General features: G+C 64.6%; 10 protein-coding genes and 1 tRNA gene. 5 read left to right on the top strand and 6 right to left on the bottom strand.

Features of this window, described 5'->3' with window-relative positions; genetic code table 11:
- Positions 1–11 precede the first annotated feature (11 nt).
- Positions 12–422, bottom strand: a complete 411-nt coding sequence (locus WBP06_RS09755) for a sugar transporter (RefSeq protein ID WP_395327013.1) — start codon at positions 420–422, stop codon at positions 12–14.
- A gap of 117 nt (positions 423–539) precedes the next feature.
- Here WBP06_RS09755 and WBP06_RS09750 point away from each other — a divergent pair, with 117 nt between their 5' ends.
- Together WBP06_RS09750 and WBP06_RS09745 are read left to right on the top strand one after the other, a co-directional pair.
- A complete protein-coding gene (locus WBP06_RS09750; protein ID WP_395327012.1) occupies positions 540–1,082 on the top strand; it encodes a 2'-5' RNA ligase family protein in 543 nt (180 codons plus the stop codon).
- A 109-nt stretch (positions 1,083–1,191) separates the two neighbouring features.
- A tRNA-Met gene (locus tag WBP06_RS09745) sits at positions 1,192–1,268 on the top strand.
- Between the two features lie 58 nt (positions 1,269–1,326).
- Here WBP06_RS09745 and WBP06_RS09740 read toward each other — a convergent pair.
- The gene (locus tag WBP06_RS09740) at positions 1,327–1,773 is read right to left on the bottom strand and encodes an Lrp/AsnC family transcriptional regulator (protein ID WP_395327010.1); all 447 of its coding nucleotides are present in this window, start codon (positions 1,771–1,773) and stop codon (positions 1,327–1,329) included.
- 122 nt (positions 1,774–1,895) lie between these two features.
- Here WBP06_RS09740 and WBP06_RS09735 point away from each other — a divergent pair, with 122 nt between their 5' ends.
- Entirely contained in the window at positions 1,896–3,185 is a 1,290-nt protein-coding gene (locus tag WBP06_RS09735) for a cystathionine gamma-synthase family protein (protein WP_395327008.1), read from the top strand.
- A gap of 47 nt (positions 3,186–3,232) precedes the next feature.
- Here WBP06_RS09735 and WBP06_RS09730 read toward each other — a convergent pair whose 3' ends face one another.
- The 4 genes from WBP06_RS09730 to WBP06_RS09715 all read right to left on the bottom strand — a co-directional run bounded on the left by WBP06_RS09730 (position 3,233) and on the right by WBP06_RS09715 (position 6,695).
- Positions 3,233–3,559, bottom strand: a complete 327-nt coding sequence (locus WBP06_RS09730) for a hypothetical protein (protein WP_395327006.1) — start codon at positions 3,557–3,559, stop codon at positions 3,233–3,235.
- 34 nt (positions 3,560–3,593) lie between these two features.
- A complete protein-coding gene (locus WBP06_RS09725; protein WP_395327005.1) occupies positions 3,594–4,397 on the bottom strand; it encodes a sterol desaturase family protein in 804 nt (267 codons plus the stop codon).
- A gap of 317 nt (positions 4,398–4,714) precedes the next feature.
- Positions 4,715–5,383: a TetR/AcrR family transcriptional regulator gene (locus tag WBP06_RS09720; RefSeq protein WP_395327003.1), complete on the bottom strand. Its 669-nt coding sequence runs from the start codon at positions 5,381–5,383 to the stop codon at positions 4,715–4,717.
- 10 nt (positions 5,384–5,393) lie between these two features.
- A complete protein-coding gene (locus WBP06_RS09715) occupies positions 5,394–6,695 on the bottom strand; it encodes a phytanoyl-CoA dioxygenase family protein (protein WP_395327001.1) in 1,302 nt (433 codons plus the stop codon).
- 599 nt (positions 6,696–7,294) lie between these two features.
- On the opposite strand from WBP06_RS09715, the gene WBP06_RS09710 reads away from it, so the two are divergent.
- Both WBP06_RS09710 and WBP06_RS09705 read left to right on the top strand, forming a co-directional pair.
- A complete protein-coding gene (locus WBP06_RS09710; protein WP_395326999.1) occupies positions 7,295–18,421 on the top strand; it encodes a YDG domain-containing protein in 11,127 nt (3,708 codons plus the stop codon).
- Complete coding sequence (locus WBP06_RS09705; RefSeq protein WP_395326997.1) at positions 18,421–20,172, top strand: ShlB/FhaC/HecB family hemolysin secretion/activation protein; 1,752 nt, start codon at positions 18,421–18,423, stop codon at positions 20,170–20,172. The genes WBP06_RS09710 and WBP06_RS09705 overlap by 1 nt, the downstream gene beginning before the upstream one ends.
- The last annotated feature ends 189 nt before the right edge of the window (positions 20,173–20,361 follow it).

Here is a 20,361-nt window from a genome sequence, read left to right as displayed (position 1 = left end):
TCTGTTCCGCCTCAATGCAGCGTGCCGTCGGCCTTCTTGCGCCGGGCGTAGGCCAGTGATGCGATTGCGATGGCCACGATAATCAGCGGGAAGATTGCGGAAGCGGGCCCCTTCCGGCCCAGCAGCCTGAAATCAAGGAAGGTCCAGCCGAACTGGATCACCACCGCCGTCAGCGACAGTGCGAAGAAAGCCCATGCCCAGCCGCGTCGAAGCAGCAGCAGGATGGCGCCGAACGTGCCGCTCCACACTGCCACGGCATAGGCGCCCCAAGCCCAGGCGGGCATCTGCATGAACGCGCGGGCGCTGACCGGATCGCTCTTGGACAGTGCGTCGAGGTCGGCGCTTGCCTGCATCAGGTAGGCGGCATCGCCCATGAGGTTCCACAGCAGGATGAGCGTGGCGATGATCCAGAACGTGCGCATGATCTTCTCCCTCGGCGCACCATCGATAATGGGGCTATGGTGTCGCAGGCCCGTGGTCGGCGCAATTGGGCGTCAGGGTGAATGGGCGGCATGTCCCGTAACGAGGCAGGAGAACCCGTGAATCGTGAAGGAGAAGTGCTGAAGGGCCCGCGCAAGCCCGGCGCGCCGCTGCTGGTGACGGCGGAGTTGCCGCCCGATGTGCTTGGCTGGGCCGATGCCCTGCGGCGTGCACACTATCCTCCTGAGCGCAATCGCCTGCGGGCCCATGTCACTTTGTTCCATGCCCTACCTCCATCGGTGGAGGTGGAATTGACCGAGGTTCTGGCCGATTTGGCCCGCGCGGCACCGCCGCCTGCGCGAATCGCGGGCCTGATGAAACTGGGCAATGGCACTGCGCTGGCGGTCGAGAGCCTGGCGATGGCCGAACTGCGCGGACGAATCGCCGATCGAATGCATGGCTTGCTGACGGATCAGGACAATCGCCCGCTGCGCCTTCATGTGACGATCCAGAACAAGGTTCCACCTGCGAAAGCGCGGGCCCTACAGGCGGAACTGGGCCCGCGCCTCACGCCCATGAACTTCCGTTTTCGGGGCTTCGGCCTCTATGCGTGGGAAGAGGGATTGTGGCGCGATATCCGGTTGGTAAAATTTCGTGGTTGAAGTGCTTTTTCGGTGTTGACCGAGGGCAACCTACCCCCTAGAGGACGCCACCTGCCCGGGGCGCTCCCCCAGGCACCATCCAGAGCCACCCACGCGGTGGAGCAGGTATGGCGGAGTAGCTCAGCTGGTTAGAGCAGCGGAATCATAATCCGCGTGTCGGGGGTTCGAGTCCCTCCTCCGCTACCACTGTTTTACCAGCCCTCGGTTTTCCGGGGGTTTTTCTTTGCCCGGCTGGCGGGTGCTTTCATTTGACCGTGCTCATGATGAAGCTCGTCTCGATCGATGCCACGCATTTGAGGCGGGCGATCTTGTGCTTCACGAACTGCTCGTAATCCTCCAGCCCGCGTGCCAGCACTTTCAGGACATAGTCCGGCGTGCCGGTGACAAGGTGGCATTCGGCCACTTCGTCCCAGCTTCGCACGGCGTCTTCGAACATCAGAATCTCATCCTCATGCTGGCGCGACAGGCGAATTATGACCAGCGCGCGGATGGCCCAGCCTTCGACCGCCGGATCGACGCGGGCGGCATAGCCCTGGATGATCCCGGCCTCTTCCATCCGCCGCACGCGCCGCAGGCAGGGGGAGGCGGAAAGTCCTACGCGTTCAGCCAGTTCCGCGTTCGAGATGCGTCCTTCGCGTTGAAGCACCTGAAGGATGCGGCGATCTGCCGCATCGGCAAGTTTCTGCCGCATGATATCCCATTCCAGCTATATTCTGCCCGGAACGATGGCATTGAGGGCGAATTTTCGCAAACATCGATCCGGCGACTGCTGTTATCCTGCCCTGGTCCAGTCTGTCCCGCCAGGAGAGTGAAATGACGGCCCCCCGTGAAAGCAAGACCAAGATCGGCCAGCACACGTTGCATCCCGAAACCCTGATGCTGAATTACGGTTACGATCCGTTCCTGTCGGAAGGGGCCGTGAAGCCGCCGGTCTTCCTGACATCGACATTCGTTTTCCCGACGGCGGAAGAAGGACGGGATTTCTTCGACTATGTTGCGGGCCGCAAGGATCCGCCGCCGGGGCAGGGCCGGGGCCTTGTCTATTCGCGCTTCAACCACCCCAACAGCGAGATCGTGGAGGATCGCCTCTCGGTCTATGAAGGCGCCGAGGCAGGCGTGGTCTTTTCCTCCGGCATGGCCGCGATCACCACGACCATTCTGGCCTTCGTGCGGCCGGGTGATGTGATCCTCCATTCCCAGCCGCTCTATGGCGGCACCGAAACGCTGTTGGCCCGCACGCTGGCGAACCTGGGTATCAAGGCCGTGGGCTTTGCCGACGGGCTGGACGAGGCGGCGATAACCGCTGCGGCGAACCATGCCGCCACGCTGGGCCGGGTTTCGATGGTGCTGATCGAGACGCCGGCCAATCCGACCAACAGCCTGGTGGACATCGCCCTTCTGAAGCGGGCTTGCGATGCGCTGGCGGGTGAGCAGGGGCATCGGCCGCTGCTGGTGGTCGACAACACGCTGCTGGGGCCGGTCTATCAGCATCCGCTGAGGCATGGGGCGGACATTTCGCTCTATTCGCTGACCAAGTATGTGGGCGGGCATTCGGACCTGGTTGCCGGTGCTGCGCTGGGCTCGGCAAGTCTCATGCGCGAAGTGCGGCTGCTGCGCAGTGCCATCGGCACCCAGCTCGATCCGCATAGCTGCTGGATGCTCAGCCGTTCACTGGAAACGCTGGGATTGAGGATGGATCGGGCCAATGCGAATGCGGCGGCGGCAGCGGCCTTCCTGCAATCGCATCCCAAGGTGCAGCGGGTGGCCTATCCGCCCTATTACCCCGCAGGCTCCCGCGCGGCGGAGGTTTTCGCGGCGCAATGCAGCGGCGCCGGATCCACGTTCTCGTTCGATATCGAGGGTGGGCAGCCGGCGGCGTTCCGTTTCCTGAACGCGCTTCAGATATTCAAGCTGGCGGTCAGCCTGGGCGGAACGGAATCGCTGGCGAGCCATCCCGCCACCACGACGCATTCGGGCGTCCCCGTGGACGTTCGCGATCGCATCGGCGTGCTGGAGGCGACCATCCGCCTGTCCATCGGCATCGAACATGCGGACGACATCGTCGCCGATCTGTCGCAGGCGCTGGAAGCGGCCGCAGTCTGATCCCGAGGGGCCTGACCGGCCGCCCCATGCGGCCGGTCAGGCCGGCGTCACTTCTTCGGGGGCAGCCTGGCGAGTTCTGCGTCGATCGCGGCGAGCTTCTCGTCCGTGATCGTCTCGCTCGAATACTGCTGGATGGACCGCAGCGTCATGCCGCGAGCCATGTCGATCTGGTCGCTCTTGACCACATCGGGAAGGTACTTGGTGAGGATCGCCTTCGAGGCGGGATCGTCCAGCAGTACGCCGATGGTGGTATCAGCGGTCGTGTAGTGCCCCTTGGCAGCGGTGGCCTGCTGGGGCGCGGGGCTGGGTGCCTGTGCGGAGGCCATGGAGCCGGAGGCAAGGATTGCGACTGCAATCAGTGCGGATGCGCGCATCGAAATTCTCCCAGATCGTTATCGTCAAAGGTTCTCATTCCGCCGCTTCCGTCGCAAGGCGTTCGGCGGGGGCAGGCATTTCGGCGTTGCGCCGGGCCGCTGCCCGATCCTTCACCGCTTCGAAATCGCCTTCGTATTTCTTGCGCACCGTGCCGCACAGATAGTCCCAGATCGTGGTGTAGCCGCCGTAGTTGCCGTTGAAGTAGCGGTGATGTTGATCGTGGAAAGTGGCAGTGATGAACCACTTCGTCGCCCAGCTGCGGTTCCACCAGCGCGGCAGGAACTCGTATCCGGAATGAACGTAGAGGCCCATGATGATGTTGGTGGGCAGGATCAGCGCCATCGTCGGTTCGTGGACGGTGAAGGTGGCGAGGAACAGCGGAACGAAACCGCCGTTGATGATCGATTCCAGTGGATTGACCGAAAGCGTCGTCAGCAGGTTGGGCGATGTGGACTTGTGGTGCAGCTTGTGGACCCAGCTGTAGAACGGCTCCTTGTGCATGGCGCGGTGGAGCCAGTAGAAATAGGTGTCGAACAGCAGGAAATAGGCCGCAAATTCCAGTGCGACGATCCACCAGGCGGCGGGGCCGCGATGGAACGTGATCCAGCCGTGGACCCGAAGCCAGCCGCTTGCCGCCGCCATGATCTTGCCGGAAACGGCCAAGGTGATGACGGCGACGATCGCCTCGTTGCGGAAGGTTTTCAGCTTGAAGCCGCGCGGCTGGATCTTGCGAGCCTTGAAGTAACCGGAAATCACGCCTGCGGCGATGCCAACCGCCACGAAGGACCAGAGCCATAGCTTGAGGGCGTGTTCGCCGCTGATGAATGCCTGGAGCATTATCGATCCTTGCGTCCGAAGATCACGACAGCGCGACCGCGAAGGCAACGATGTGGGCTGTGACGGCAAGCAGGCTTGCCAGGGCGACGGGGCGGATCTGGGCGGCGGTCATCTCGTGTCTCCTGCGTGAAAGGCCGTGTGGTGCGGCTTGGTGAGAGCGGCATGGCAGGGCGCGAATGGCCGGCAAGATGATTTACGTTACGGTTGTGGTCGTGCGGGAAAAACGCCGGAATAGCGTGCGTTTTCCAGTTCGCGCATCGTGGATCGTCATGTGGACGGCGTGAATCGGTGTGCCTTTGCCGCGTGGCGAATGTGCCTTACCAGGCCTGCGACCCCTGCAGGAGAAGGTCGATGATGTATTCTGCTTCGGCTTGGGCTTCTTCGCGGGTAAGCGGTGTGATCAGGCGGCGGATGCCCATCCATCCCGAGATCATCGACATGATCATCTGCGCGATCCGTTCCGGATCCTTGGCGGCGATCCCGGCGGCAGGGCCGTGGGTGACGATCTCGCGCGCGATCAACGTGACCATTTCCGTATAGCCGAAGAACTCGGCGCTGACTTCCGAAGGGCCGCGACCGGCAGCGCTGAGCATCAGGCGGGTATAGGCGCGGACCTCCGGCTTGGTGGTCCATTCGAACATCGTTGCGGTGTAGTGTATCAGCCGCAGGCGCAGATCGGGGCCCAGCCCCTCGCTCTGGGGTGTCGTCACCCGCGACCACGAGGCCACGCGATCGTGCAGCACGGCATTGAGAAGGGCCATCTTGTCGGGATAGCGCTTGTAGAGCGTGGTCTTGGGAATGTGGACGGCAGCAGCGATGGCCTCCATCGAGGTTCCGTCGAAGCCTTCGTTCAGGAACATTTCGGCGGCGATGTGGATGATCGCCTCCGTAATCGCGGCGGATTGCTCGCGCGACGGGCGGCCCCGCCCGGTCGGCCGCTGGCCCTTGGTTCGTGTAGGGTCTGCGCCCGATCCTGCTTGTGTCACACCCTTGTTCCTATCCTTGGCGCTCCTGATTAGCGAGCCGAGTGATGGCGGCAAGTCGTTGTGCCCCGGATGGGAGGGGCAGGACCATCGCTTGCCGCCTTGTCGTTACGGTCGGGATTCGCGGATCAGGTCGTTCACGCGCTCGCGCAACTCGCCCACCGACGTGTTCGATCAGGTGGCCGGCAAGCGGGATCTCGGTGTACATCACCCGGCGCTCGCACGAGATCGGGGCGGTCGCTTCATGAAGGGTGCAGGACAGGTGCACCGTCACGTCTCCCGGTTCGGTGGAAAGCGCCACAAGCGGCAGGTACGGCTCCGTCTTGGCGACCTCCACCGGCATGGCCAGGCGATGCGAACCGGCGATCACGCGCAATTGTCCGTTTTGCGCGTTGGAGGGGGTGATGGCGATGCCGATGGTCATGCGCGCGCAGGCATAGCTGTGGCGCCCCAGATGACAGTCGCGATGGAACGGCAGGTCGGACGGCCCCGAAACCACGCCCACCGGCTTGAACAGGGCCTCTATGATCCGCCCTTCCACCGGCTTGCGGGCCAGTTCGTCGTTTCCTTCCAGAATGCGGGTCAGACGTTCCCAGCTCTCGCTTTTCAGCAGGGCCTTGGTGGTGGGCGATCTCTCGACGAATTCCTGAAGACGCACACACAGGCGGGAACCGTCGGCGACTTCGGCCCACCATGATTTGCCGTCGCCTTCGACATATCCGTCGCGCGCCGCGTCCATCTCCCGGGAGATCGCGGCGACAAGATCGGGTGCTATCCAGCCGCGCAAATGCACGAAGCCCGCCTCGCGCAGGAAATGGGCAATGTCCTCCGGCGCGTCGCTCGGGCCGAAGGTGCGGCCGATGGCCAGCGGTTCGCCCGCCGCATCGCGAAAGGTCAGCGCGGGGTCGACGACCGGCCAGCCCTCCAGGATCGCGATCCACAGCGAATCCCAGGTCGAAATGTCTCGCAGCGAACCGCCGCGATACGCAAGATCGCGGGCGACCATCATGCCGTTGAATGTAAGCTGGTTCTGCACCCAGTCGCTGAACTGGCGGGCGGAGAGCGATACCACCAGCGCTTCCTCGGCCGCGCCGGCGACCACGGCGATCGTCTGACCGGACGGCACCAGCGACCACGTTTCGCCGCAGGCCTCGATCGTCAGCGGCCTCGTCCTGAAGTGGGCGGCCGCCGCGGCGGCGAGCGCGCCATTCTGGGCGAGGCGGTCCGGCAGTTCGTGCGCGAAGAATGCGTGCGGCTGCACGTCCTCCCGCCGATCTTCGTCCCGCCGCGTGCGCCGATCCAGTTTGAACGTCATGGCATCCATTCCCCGTTTCCGATGGTGACGACTCGTTTTTCAGGAGTTCGCCATTAAATATACATTGCGTATCTTAAATGGTCTTCGCAGCTCCCGCAAGCGGGCCGCGGCAGTGGCGCGAAAATGCACGCGAGGGCGATGTGCGGGACGGCGAGGACGGGGAGTCGGGCAGGTAAGCTTGACGGCGCAGTCGGCTTTGACGGGCGATCTGCCAAGGGGCGATCGCAAGGCGATCCCCCGCACCATTTTTCGCCGCGTTCTGTTCGAAACGCGTGATTCGCGCACTGCATCTGCAGGTGTGAAAATCAGGGAAATTAGTTGACTGCCAAGTTGGTGTGGCAAGTCGCTATGTCGAATATTGCACACTGATTGAATCGACGAAGTGATGTCGAAGTTCGTGTTAAGTATTGACAATAAGCAGAAACCTCTATGTCTTCTACCGCAGATCAGCGAGTCCGGCGGTGGGCAGCGAGGTCTTAATTATGCGTTCTGCACGTATTCGCCCTGCGATGCTGAGCACGACGACGCTTAGCCATGTTCCGTCCCGCAATCGGGCCGGCGGGTATCGGCAACTGTCAGGTGGCCATTGGCCCATCGGGATGCTTGCCGCACCCCTGCTGTTGACGCTGGCGACACCTTGCCTGGCGCAGACGGCAGCGCTTCCCACGGGCGGAGTTTTCGCAGGCGGATCGGGCACCATCACCACGTCCGGCTCCACGATGACGATCGCGCAGGGATCGTCGCGCGCGGTGATCGACTGGACGGATTTCTCGATCGGGGCGGATCGCACCGTCCAGATCAACAATGCCGCCGGGGCGACGCTCAACCGTGTGATGGGTGGCCAGCTTTCCCGGATAGACGGCACGCTTTCGGCAACCGGATCGGTCTACCTGATGAATCCCAACGGGATGATCGTGGGACCGGGAGGGAAAGTGCTGACCGGCGGCAGTTTCGTCGCCTCGACGCGCCAGATCGATCCCGCTGCCTTCATGGCCGGCGGGGCGATGCGCGCAACCGGCCATTCGGCGGGCGATATCCTGAACCAGGGCAGCATCACTGCGGAAAACGGCAGCGTGGTGATGATCGCGCGGTCGGTCACCAACAGCGGGCTGATCAGCGCCGCGCGCGGCGGCGTGACGCTGGCTGCGGCCGATGACGTGCTGCTGGCGACCACCGACGGCAAGGCCGACGGCATCTACGTCTCCTACGGCGCGGGTGGCGGCGATATTACCCAGACCGGCCGGATCGAGGCGGCAGCGGCGGCCCTGAAGGCCGCCAACGGCAACATCTTCGCGCTGGCGGGCAATCGCGACGGTCTGGTGAAAGCCACCGGCACCGCGACTGTCGACGGCCAGCTCTGGCTGACCGCGCCATCCGGAACGGTGGAAGTGGGCGGCACGCTCTCCGCCACCCGCGCGGATGGCAGCGGCGGCACCGTCGGCGTCAACGGGGCGCAAGTCCGGATCGACGGCAGCGCGAACATCGCGGCCACGGGAATCCGGGGCGGCGAGGTGCTGGTCGGCACCTCGGGCTATGCCAGTGGTGCGGACATCGCCCAGTCCACGGTCATTGCCGATGGCGCCAGGATTACCGCGGGCGGCCCGCAGGGGGGCGGCCTGATCGAGACGTCGGGCCACAAGTTCGATGTCGGCGTGGCGACGATTTCGGCGGGCACCGGCGGCAACTGGCTGATCGATCCGGACGACCTGCTGATCGACGCTTCGGCCGCCTCGACGATCGTCGCCACGCTGAACACCAACACCAACGTGACCCAGCAGACCACCGCCAGCGGCACGGGCGGGGTGGGCGACATCACCGTCGCTGCGCCGATCGTCTGGACCGGCAGCGGCACCCTGACGCTGGACGCCTATCGCGACGTCATCGTCGGCCAGATGATCTCCGGCGCGGGCGAACTGGAGATCGACGCCGGGCGCGACGTTGCCGTCAATGCGCCGATCTCCGTCGCGCAAACCCTGTTTCTGGTATCGGGCACGCTTACGATCGCGCCGGGTGCCTCGATCAGCGGCAATGGCTATGTCGCGTTGGAGACGGGCACTTTCGTGAACAATGCGGGCGCCAGCGCGCTCTCTTCCGCCACCGCCGACTGGTTCGTCGCTTCGAACGATCCCGCCAACGATACCGATGGCGGCCTGACGCCCGACTATTATTCCTATGCCTACAATGGCCTGAGCGCTTTCCCCGCCCCCGGAAACGGCCGCTTTTATCGGGTGGCGCCCAGCGTCAGCTTCACGCTGGGGCCGGTGGTCAAGGATTACGACGGCACCACCACGGCGACGTTGAACGACAGCAACGTCACCATGACGGGCATCATCAACAACGACGACTGGACCCTGGACGGCGCATATGCCGACAAGAACGCCGGCACCGGCATTGTGGTGACAGCCACCAATTTCGCGGCCACGCACAACGGCCTTCCGGTCTACAACTATACCGTAACGACACCTAGCGTGACCGACACGGTCGGTACCATCAACCGGATGGCGCTGACGGCGGCGATCATCGGCAATCCCACCAAGACCTACAACGCCACCACCGCCGTCTCGCTGACATCGGCGAATTTCCAACTGACGGGCGTAGCCGCCGGTGAGTCCATCACCGTGGGCAATGCGGCCACGGCGGCCTACGATTCGCCCAACGCCGGCGCGCGCACCGTCAATGCGACCTTCACCACGCCCAACTTCAGCGCGGGGTCGGGGACCAGCCTTTCCAACTATATCCTGCCCACCGCCGCGACCGGCGCGGGCACCATCGATCCCGCCTCCATCCTGATCAGCGGCATCGTCGCGCAAGACAAGGTTTACGACAGCACCACCGTTGCCCAGTTGGATACCTCCACCGCGTCCATCTTCGGCGTGGTGGGCAGTGACGACGTTACGCTGAACCTGACGGGCGCGACCGGGGTCTTCGCCACCAAGAACGTCGGCACCGCCATTCCCGTTACCGCCACCGGCATCACCCTGAGCGGGGCGGCTGCCGGAAACTACGTGGTCGCGCAGCCGAGCGGGCTTTCCGCCGACATTACCGTTGCGCAACTGGTGGTGACCGGGCTCACCGCGAACGACAAGGTCTATGACGGAACCTACACCGCCGGTGTGAACACCGGGGGCCTGCAGGTAAGCGGTCTCTATGCGGGCGACGACGTAACGCCCGTTGCCCAGACCGGCGCCCAGATCGCCTTTGCCCAGAAGGATGTCGGCCAGAACATCCCGGTGACGGTCAGCGGCATCGGGCTGTCGGGCGCCGACGCCGGCAACTACAACCTGAGCTTCTCGTCATCGTTGACCGCGGCGATCACGCCCCGGCCGCTGACGCTGACCGGCACCGGGATGCCGACCAAGGTCTATGACGGCACCACCAATGCCATCGTCAACAGCGGCCAGGTGGCGTTCGGCAACCTGGTGGCGGGCGAATCCATCGGCGTCACCCAGGCGTCCGGCATCAGTTACGCGTCCAAGAACGTCGGCATCTGGGACATCAACGTGGCCCTCAACCCCTCGGACTATGTCGCGGGGCCGAATACGCTGCTGTCGAACTATATCCTGCCCACGGCCGGTGTGATCCAGGGTGAGATCACGCCCGCGCCGCTGACCATCGTGATCGTCGGCAACCCGACCAAGGTCTACGATGGCAACGCCAGTGCGTCGCTGGGGCCGTCCAACTTCCTCGTCGACGGTTTCGTCACGGGAGAGGGCGCGACGATCAACCAGACGCAGGGCACCTACGCTTCCTCCAACGCGGGCATCTGGACGGTTTCCGCCAATCTGACCGTCAGCAACTTCGATCCCAATTCGAACACGCTGATGTCGAACTACATCATTCCGTCGCCCGTCACCGGGCTGGGCACGATCATCCGGCGCAACCTTGGCCCGGGGGTCATCAATGTCGACATCACCGGCAATCCCACCAAGGTCTACGACGGCAACACCGTCGCCACGCTGACCCCGTCGGACTACACGCTGAGCGGCTTCATCACTGGCGAAGGCGCCACGATCACGCAGACCGTGGGCGTATACGGCAACAAGGACGCCGGCCTGCGTACCGTTACCGCGCAACTGGCGCCCACCGATTTCGATCCCGATCCGGGCACCAATCTGGACAACTACACCTTGCCCACCGAAGCGACGGGCGTCGGCACGATCCTGCGCGCACCGCTGACGGCGGCGATCATCGGCACTCCCACGCGGGTCTACAACGGGGCCACGCGTGTCGGCCTGAGTTCCGCCAATTTCGAGATTTCCGGCCTGGTTGCTGGCGAGGCGATCACCGTGACCGGCGTGGGGACGGGCGAATTCGACAGCCGCAACGCCGGCAGCCGCGTGGTCACGGCGGCGCTGCCGGGTTCGTCGGTATTCACTGCCGACGCCAATACGCTGCTGACCAACTACATCCTGCCTGTGGACGCGGCAGGCCCGGGCACGATCACGCCCGCGCCGCTGGTGATCCTGGGCATGACCGCGCAGAACAAGGTCTACGACCAGACCACGCTGGCGCAGTTGGCCGGAACGCCATCGCTGTTCGGCCTGGTCAGCGGCGACGACGTCACGCTCGATCCCAGCGCCTCCACCGGCACGTTCGCGACGCCCAATGTCGGCAACGGAATCGCGGTTACCGTTTCGGGCTATACCGTGACCGGCACGGATATCGGCAATTATCAGCTGTTCCAGCCGACCGGGCTAACCGCGAACATCACGCCGCGCGGGCTTACCATCGCCAACCTGACCGCGCTGGACAAGTTCTATGACGGCACCACTGCCGCCACCCTGTCCGGCTCCGCTACGCTGACGGGCGTGCTTTCGGGCGATGACGTGACGCTGAGCGGATCCGGATCGTCCGCCGCGTTCCGCCAGTCGAACGTGGGCACCAACTTGCGCGTCGATGTGGGTGGTTACGCCATTTCGGGCGCGCAGGCGGGCAATTACACGCTGTCGCAGCCTTCCGGGCTGACGGCGGACATCAACCCGCTGCAATTGACCGGCAGCATCATCGGCAATCCCACCAAGACCTATGACGGCACCACGCAAGTTTCGCTGACGGCGGCGAACTATCAGATATCCGGCTTCGTGGCGGGTGAGGGCGGCGCCGTCACCCAGTCGGCCGGCGCCGCTTACGACAGCCCCGATGCCGGGGCCCGCACGGTAACCGCCACGCTGGCGGTTTCCGACTTCACGGCGAACCCGGGCACGCTGCTGTCCAACTATGTGCTGCCCACCGCGATCTCCGGCCCCGGCACGATCACGCAAGCGCTGCTGAGCGCGATCATCGTCGGCAATCCCACCAAGGTCTATGATTCCACCACCGCCGCCACGCTGACCAGCGCCAACTATTCGCTGAGCGGCTTCGTGTCCGGCGAAAGCGCGGACGTGACGCAGACGGTGGGCACCTACGACAGCAAGAACGTGGGATCCCGCACGGTAACCGCCGCACTCGGCTCGGGCGATTTCACGGCGGGCGCGGGTACGAACCTGGCCAACTACATCCTGCCCACCAGCGCCACGGGCGCCGGCACGATCACGCAGGCGACAGTACAGGTCGACCACATCTTCGCGCTGGACAAGGTGTACGACGGCAACCGCAACGCGGCTTTGGACAGTTCCCAGGGTGGTCTGGTCGGCGTCTACACGGGCGACGACGTATCGTTGGTGTCCAGCGGCGCGACCGGCCTGTTCGCGACCAAGAACGTGGGCACCAACATTCAGGTTACGGCCAGCGGCTACACGATTTCTGGCGCGGATGCGCCCAATTACCTCGTGCTGCAGCCGGTCGACCTTGCGGCGGACATTACCGAGGCGACGCTCCAACTGGCTTCGGTCATCAAGGTCTATGATTCCACCACCAGCCTGCCCACGCTGGGCAGCGCCTATACGCTATCCGGCGTGGTTGCGGGCGATACGGTCAGCGTCGATCCCACCGCCATTACCGGCAATTACGACAACAAGAATGTCGGCACCGGCAAACTGGTGACATTGGCCGGACTTGGGATCACCGGGGCGGACGCGGGCAACTATACGATCGCGTCCAGCGTCACCAACGCGGCGATCGGCACGATCACCCCGGCGACGCTGAACGTGATCGGTGCGGTGGCGCAGGACAAGACGTACGATCAGAACTCGATCGCCCAACTCAACAACACCAATACGGCGCTGAGCGGGGTATTCTCCGGCGACAATGTCACGCTGAACAACGCCACTACCGGCAACTTCGTCGATGCTTCGAACAATCCCACGCCCAACGCGGGCTTTTGGAACGTGCTGACAACCGGCTATTCGATCGGCGGCACCGATGCATCGAACTACACGCTGGTCCAGCCGCAGGGCTTGCGGGCGACGATCAACCAACTGGGCATTTCCCTGACTTCGGTGACGAAGGTCTATGATGGCACCGTGGCGCTGCCAACGGCCTCCAGCGGATATACCTTCAGCGGCATTCTCTCCGGCGACGATGTCACGGCCAATGCCGGCGCGGCGGTCGGTCAATATGACGGCGGCAATCCGAATGTCGGCACGGGCAAGCCGGTGACGGTCAGCAGCCTTGGCCTGTCCGGCGCGCAGGGGGGCAATTACTTCGTCCAGCCGGTAAACGGCGCCACGATCGGCACGATCACGCAGGCGGTCCTGACCGCCGCGATCATCGGCAATCCGACCAAGACCTATGACGGCAACAACCTGGCCACCCTGACCAGCGCGAACTATCAGCTGACCGGCTTTGTCACCGGCGAAGGGGCGACGGTTACCGAGACCTCTGGCGTCTACAACAGTCTGAACGTCGACGCGACTACCGTCGACGTGGGTCTGAACAGCAGTGATTTCACCGCGACCGGCAGCACTTTGCTGTCGAACTACGTGCTGCCTACCAGTGCGAGCGGTCAGGGCACCATCGATCCGCGTCTGCTGACGATTACCGGGGTGACCGCGAACAACAAGACCTATGACGGTACCACCGCGGCCACGCTGAACAGCATATTAGCGCAGCTGAACAATGTCGTCCCCGGCGATGGCGTGGCGCTCGATTCCTCCGGGGCCTTCGGCACCTTCGCCACGAAGAATGTCGGCACCAATATTCCGGTGACGGCGGACGGCTATGCGCTGACCAACAATTCCTTGGGGAACTACGTGCTGGAGCAGCCCACCGGGCTCTCCGCGGACATCACGCAGGCGCTGATCCAACTGGCCAAGGTGACCAAGGTCTACGACGCCAATACCTCGCTGCCGACGCTGTCCTCCGCCTATACGCTGAGCGGCGTGGTCACGGGCGACGACGTCAGCGTCAATACTGCCGGGATCAACGGATCCTATGCCGACAAGAATGTTGCGGCCAACATCAATGTGACGCTGACGGGGCTGGCGATCGCGGGGGCCGATGCCGGGAACTACAGCATTTCGGCGACGGTGATCGGCCAGCCCATCGGCGAGATCACGCCCGCCACGTTGAATGCCGTGATCATCGGCGATCCCACCAAGGTCTATGACGGCAACACCGCGGCCGCGCTGGGCAGTGGCAATTACCAACTGACCGGCTTCGTCGGCGGTGAGGGTGCCACTGTCACGCAGACGGTCGGCGCCTATGACAGCGCCAATGCCGGGCCGCGCACGGTCACCGCCAGCCTGGGCGGCGGGGACTTCACCGCCAATTCGGGCACGCTGCTGTCGAACTACATCCTGCCGACTGCGGCCAGTGGCGCTGGCACGATCGACCAGGCGGTGCTGGCGGCGGCGATCATCAACGATCCCACCAAGACCTACGATGGCAATGCCAATGCCACGCTGACCAGCGGCAACTTCCAGCTTACCGGCTTCATCGGCAGCGAAAGCGCCACCGTAACGCAGACGGCCGGCCTCTATGACAGTGCCAACGCCGGCCCTCGCACGGTTACCGCGAACCTTGCCGACACCGATTTCACGGCGGGTTCGGGCACCTTGCTGTCGAACTACGTCCTGCCCACCACGGCCAGTGGCGCGGGCACGATCGACCAGGCGGTGCTGGCGGCGGCGATCGTCAACAATCCCACCAAGACCTATGACGGCAATGCCAATGCCACGCTGGGCACCGGCAACTACCAGCTCACCGGCTTCATCGCGGGTGAGGGCGCAACGGTGACGCAGACCGCCGGCCTCTACGACAGTGCCAACGCCGGGCCGCGCACGGTCACCGCCAGCCTGGCCGGTGGGGACTTCACCGCCAATTCGGGCACGCTGCTGTCGAACTACGTGCTGCCCACCACGGCCAGCGGCGCAGGCACGATCGATCAGGCAATGCTGACGGCCGTGATCATCAACAATCCCACCAAGACGTACGATGGCACCACCGCGGCCACGCTCAACTCGGGCAATTACCTGCTGAGCGGCTTCATCGGCAGCGAAAGCGCGACGGTGACGCAGACCGCCGGCCTTTACGACAGTGCCAACGCCGGGCCACGCACGGTCACCGCCGCGCTGGCCGGCGGGGACTTCACCGCCGGTTCGGGCACGGTGCTGTCGAACTATATCCTGCCGACCACGGCCAGCGGTGCGGGCACGATCACGCAAGCGGTGCTGACGGCGGCGATCGTCAACAACCCGACCAAGACCTACGACGGCACCACCGTCGCCTATCTGACGAGCGGCAACTTCAGCCTTTCCGGCTTCATCGGCAGCGAAGGCGCGACGGTTACGCAGACCAGAGGGCTGTACGACGACCCCAATGCCGGTTCCCACAACGTCTCGGCCACGCTGGGCAGCGGCGACTTCACGGCCAATTCGGGCACGCTGCTGTCGAACTACGTACTGCCGACCACGGCCAGCGGCACCGGCACCATCAACCCTGCCGCGCTGGTTGCGACGATCACCGGGGTTCCCACCAAGACCTACGACGGCACGCTGCTGATGCCGCTGACATCGGCGAATTACGCGATCGCCGGGTTCGTGGCCGGCGAAGGGGCCACCATCACCAAGACGACCGGCTTCACCACCTCGGCCGACGCCGGCTTCCGGCTGGTCACCTCCACGCTGGGCAGCGGGGATTTCGTGGCGAACAGCGGCACGCTGCTGTCGAACTACATCCTGCCGACCGAGGCGCAGGGCTTCGGGCTGATCCTGCGCGCGGTGCTGAACGCCACCATCATCGACAATCCCACCAAGGTCTATGACGGCAACACCAATGCCACGCTGACCAGCGCCAGCTACAGCCTGACCGGCTTCGTCGGCAGCGAAGGGGCCACCATTACCGAGACGGCCGGCACTTACGACAGCGCCAACGCCGGCGCGCGCATCGTCACCGCGCAACTGGGCAGTGCCGATTTCGTGGCCAATTCGGGCACGCTGCTGACCAACTACGTGCTGCCCGCCAGCGCCACCGGCGCGGGCACGATCACGCAGGCCAGCCTGACGGCGGCGATCGTCAACAACCCGACCAAGGTCTATGACGGCAACACCACGGCCACGCTGAACAGCGGCAACTACGTCCTGACCGGCTTCATCGGCAGCGAAGGGGCGATCGTTACGCAGACCGCCGGCCTCTACGACAATCCCAACGCCGGCCCGCGCAACGTTTCGGCGACGCTGGGCAGCGGAGACTTCACCGCCAACAGCGGTACCCTGCTGAGCAACTATATCCTGCCCACCAGCGCTGCAGGCACCGGCACGATCACGCAGGCGGTCCTGACGGCGGCGATCATCAACAATCCCACCAAGACCTATGACGGCACCACCACCGCCACGCTGACCGGCGCCAATTTCGGCCTTGTCGGCTTCGCGCCGGGAGAGGGGGCCACGGTAACGCAGACCGCCGGCCTCTATGGCGATCCCAATGCCGGCATCCGTACCGTGACGGCCAGCCTTGCCAGCGGGGACTTCGTGGCGAACAGCGGCACGTTGCTCAGCAACTACGTCCTGCCCACCAGTGCCAGCGGGCTGGGCACGATCATGCAGGCGATCCTGACCGCCGCGATCGTCGGCAATCCCACCAAGGTCTATGACGGCAACACGGCCGCCACGCTGACCAGCGCCAACTATACGCTGCTGGGCTTCATCGGCAGTGACGGCGCCACCGTGACGCAGACTGTCGGCACTTATGGCGATCCCAATGCCGGCGTCCGCACCGTGACGGCCAACCTTGGCGCGGGCGACTTCACCGCGACCGGCAGCACCGTGCTCTCGAATTATGTCCTGCCCACCAGCGCGGCCGGGCTGGGCACGATCACGCAAGCCGTGCTGACAGCGGCGATCGTCGGCAATCCTTCCAAGGCCTATGACGGCAACACCAATGCCACGCTGACCGGCGCCAACTACGTCCTGACCGGCTTCGTCTCCGGCGAGGGGGCGACCGTTACCCAGACGTCCGGCCTCTATGGCGATCCCAATGCCGGGGTGCGCACCGTCACCGCCGTGCTGGGCGCGGGCGACTTTGCCGCGAACAGCGGCACGCTGCTGGCGAACTATATCCTGCCGACCGGCGCGGCGGGGCTGGGAACCATCACCCGCGCAGTGTTGACCGCCGCCATCATCGGCAACCCGACCAAGACCTACGACGCCACCACCACCGCCACGCTGACAAGCGGCAATTACCAGCTGACCGGCTTCGCGCCGGGCGAAAGCGCCACGGTGCTGCAGACGGCGGGCCTGTACGACAGCGCCAATGCCGGATCGCGAACGGTGACGGCCGGCCTTGGTACCGCCGATTTCACCGCCGGTTCGGGCACGCTGCTGTCCAACTATATCCTGCCGACCACGGCCAGCGGCGCGGGCACGATCGACCGCGCGGTGCTGCAGGCCACCATCATCGGCAATCCGACCAAGACCTACGACGGCAACACGCGGGCCACGCTGACCAGCGCGAACTATGCGCTGACCGGCTTCGTCGGCGGGCAAGGCGCCACCGTTACCGAGACGTCGGCGATCTATGACGGCCCCAATGCCGGCGCCCATACCGAGGTTGCCACGCTGGACAGTGCGGACTTCGTGGCCAATGCCGGCACGCTGCTGAGCAATTACATCCTGCCCACCAGCGCCATGGGCGACGGCACGATCACCAAGGCCGATCTCACCGTTTCCATCACCGGCAATCCCACCAAGCAGAAGGACGGCAATACCGACGCCACGCTGAAGCCGGGCGATTACACGATCACCGGTTTCGTCCCCGGCGAAGGGGCCACCATCACACAGACGCACGGCACGTATGCCTCGGCCGATCCCGGCGAGCATGAAGTGACGGTGGCGCTTTCGCCTGCCGATTATCAGGCCAACCAGGGCACCCTGTTGGACAATTACAACCTGGCCAGCGTCGCCACCGGGCCGGGCACGATCCTGTATGCCTATCCCTGCGTGTCGATCGTGGAATGCCTGCCCGATCTGCCGGACCTTCAGGGCAAGCTGGCTGCCGGAATTTTCGGGCGTTTCTACATAGTCTACCCCAGCGTGTTCCCCCGTTATCAGGGGTATACGCAGGGCATGGCGGCGATGCCGAGCATTCTCGAAGCGGGCGGCGTGGACCAGTCGGCAAACGGCTGGACGATCCGCAAGCGCAGCGCGGTGCTCAATTCGGCCGAGCAGATCCTGAACCGCGGCGGAGGCAGCATGCAGATCCAGATCCAGTATGACCCGCCGCTTCCGGTGATCGGGCCGATGGTGGGGCCAATGACGGGGCCAATGACGGGGCCAATGACGGGGCCAGTGACGGGAGCGTTGACCGCGGCGGAAGGCAATCCGGCAGGCGGCCCGGTCGGGGGAGAATGATGACGGCAGAAAAACTGAAGGCCGCGCTGGTCGCGGCCGGGATGGGAGTGCTTGCGATGGGGCCGGGGCTTGCCCCGGAACAGGCCCATGCGCAGGATTTCGAACGACGCCTGCCCAAACAGCCGCCGAACCAGCCGCCGCCGGAAGTGCCGGCGCCGCCGCCGGAAACCACCGGGGCCGACGATGCCACGCAGATTCTGCCGGTGCTGCGGGGGCTGGTTTTCGTGGACGGCACCGGCGGGTTGCAGCCCGCCGGGATCGCGGCGGACGCGGTGGGCAACGGCGTGGAAGTGCGCGGCCTGCCGCTGCTGTCCAATCCGGGCTTCGATGCGGCCGTCCGCCCCTATATCGGGCGCCCGCTGACGCGCGGCGACCTCAACGCCATCGTCCGCATCGTCCAGAACACCTATCGCACGGGTGAGCATCCGTTCGTGGATGTCGGCGCGCCGCCGCAGAACGTGCAGAGCGGCGTGGTGCAGATCGTCGTCACCGAATACCGCGTGGGCGCGATCGAGGTGACGGGCAACCGGCATTTCTCCACCCCGCTGATCAAGGGCATGAGCGACCTGAAGACCGGCGACGTATTGACCCTGCCGCGCCTGCGGACGGCGCTGGACGATTACAACCAGAACCCGTTCCTGACGGTGGATGGCGTCGTGCGGCCGGGGCAGGACACCGGCACCACCGACCTGGTGTTGCAGGCCAAGGACCGGCTGCCGGTGCGCATCTATGGCGGCTACGACAACCAGGGCGTGCCCACGCTGGGGCGTGACGAATGGTTCGTAGGCTTCAACTGGGGCAATGTGCTGGGGACCGGCCAGATCCTATCCTACCAATATACCCGCAGTTTCGAAGGGGCCTATACCTCCCATTCGGCCAGTGACGTCATTCCGCTGTCTCCGAATGACCGGCTGATCTTCTTCGGCGCCTATTCCACCCAGAAGCCCGATTTTTCCGAACTGTTCAGCAGCACCGGCCATTCCAGCCAGGTCAGCGGCCGCTTCGTGCACAACATGCGCGGCCCCGGCACGGTGCGGACCAGCATTCAACTGGGCATGGATTACAAGCGGGCTGACAGTAACCTGGAATTCCTGGGCTTCCGCCTGCTGGATACCGCCGTGGAAGTGTTCCAGTTCCCGGTGATCTTCACCGGCACCATCGACGATCGCCATGGGCAGACCGTGCTGGAGAACCAGACCGTGATCTCCCCCGGCGGGCTGACCAACCACAATACCGACGCCGATCTCCAGCAACTGGTGCCTTATGCCAAGGCGACTTATGCCTACGACCGGATATCGATCACCCGCACCACCTATTTCCCGCATGGCATCAACTGGGTGGTGCGCGGCATGGCGCAGTTCGCCACCAGCAACCTGCCGTACAGCGAACAGCTTTCCGCCGGCGGCCTGGGCAGTGTGCGCGGCTACGATCCGAATGCGGCGCTGGGCAGCGAGGGCGTGCTGCTGAAGACCGAACTCAATTCTCCGGCATTCCACCTGATCGCATCCAGCGGGGACTTTGCCGACCAGATCCAGTTCGGCGTCTTCGTGGATTACGGCAAGGTCTGGCAGCGGCGGCGATTGCCGGATTCGCCGAAGAATGCCGAATTGGCCAGCGTCGGCGGCAAAGTGCACTATACCCTTGGCCGCTACCTCGATCTGGAGGTCGATCTGGGCCGCCAGCTGGAAAAGGCGCCCTTCGCCAAGGACAAGGACACCCGGCTGGCCATGGTGGCGACGGTCGGCTTCTGAGCGAGCGGGCCGGTTTCGAGGCCGGCGAAATGGATACGGGCCGCGCGCAAGCTTGCGATGGAATTGCCTCTGTTCGCGATGGGCAGTGGATAGGGGAGGCGTCTGCTTCGTTTCCTTGATGGAAGCAGGATGTGCGGCCTTGGGTGATGCCGGGTCACCGCCGTCCTGCAGAACATACCATCCAGGAGA

The organism is Novosphingobium mississippiense, from assembly GCF_044029535.1.
Lineage (GTDB): Bacteria > Pseudomonadota > Alphaproteobacteria > Sphingomonadales > Sphingomonadaceae > Novosphingobium.
The sequence above is the reverse complement of the archived record's forward strand: the minus strand, read 5'-3'. Positions and strand labels throughout refer to the sequence as shown.

What these genes read in the sequence shown, in the direction of transcription:
- WBP06_RS09755 (WP_395327013.1), bottom strand. Translation starts at nt 422, where the DNA reads ATGCGCACGTTCTGGATCATCGCCACGCTCATCCTGCTGTGGAACCTC.
- WBP06_RS09740 (WP_395327010.1), bottom strand. Translation starts at nt 1,773, where the DNA reads ATGCGGCAGAAACTTGCCGATGCGGCAGATCGCCGCATCCTTCAGGTG.
- WBP06_RS09735 (WP_395327008.1), top strand. Translation starts at nt 1,896, where the DNA reads ATGACGGCCCCCCGTGAAAGCAAGACCAAGATCGGCCAGCACACGTTG.
- WBP06_RS09730 (WP_395327006.1), bottom strand. Translation starts at nt 3,559, where the DNA reads ATGCGCGCATCCGCACTGATTGCAGTCGCAATCCTTGCCTCCGGCTCC.
- WBP06_RS09725 (WP_395327005.1), bottom strand. Translation starts at nt 4,397, where the DNA reads ATGCTCCAGGCATTCATCAGCGGCGAACACGCCCTCAAGCTATGGCTC.
- WBP06_RS09715 (WP_395327001.1), bottom strand. Translation starts at nt 6,695, where the DNA reads ATGACGTTCAAACTGGATCGGCGCACGCGGCGGGACGAAGATCGGCGG.
- WBP06_RS09710 (WP_395326999.1), top strand. Translation starts at nt 7,295, where the DNA reads ATGCTTGCCGCACCCCTGCTGTTGACGCTGGCGACACCTTGCCTGGCG.
- WBP06_RS09705 (WP_395326997.1), top strand. Translation starts at nt 18,421, where the DNA reads ATGACGGCAGAAAAACTGAAGGCCGCGCTGGTCGCGGCCGGGATGGGA.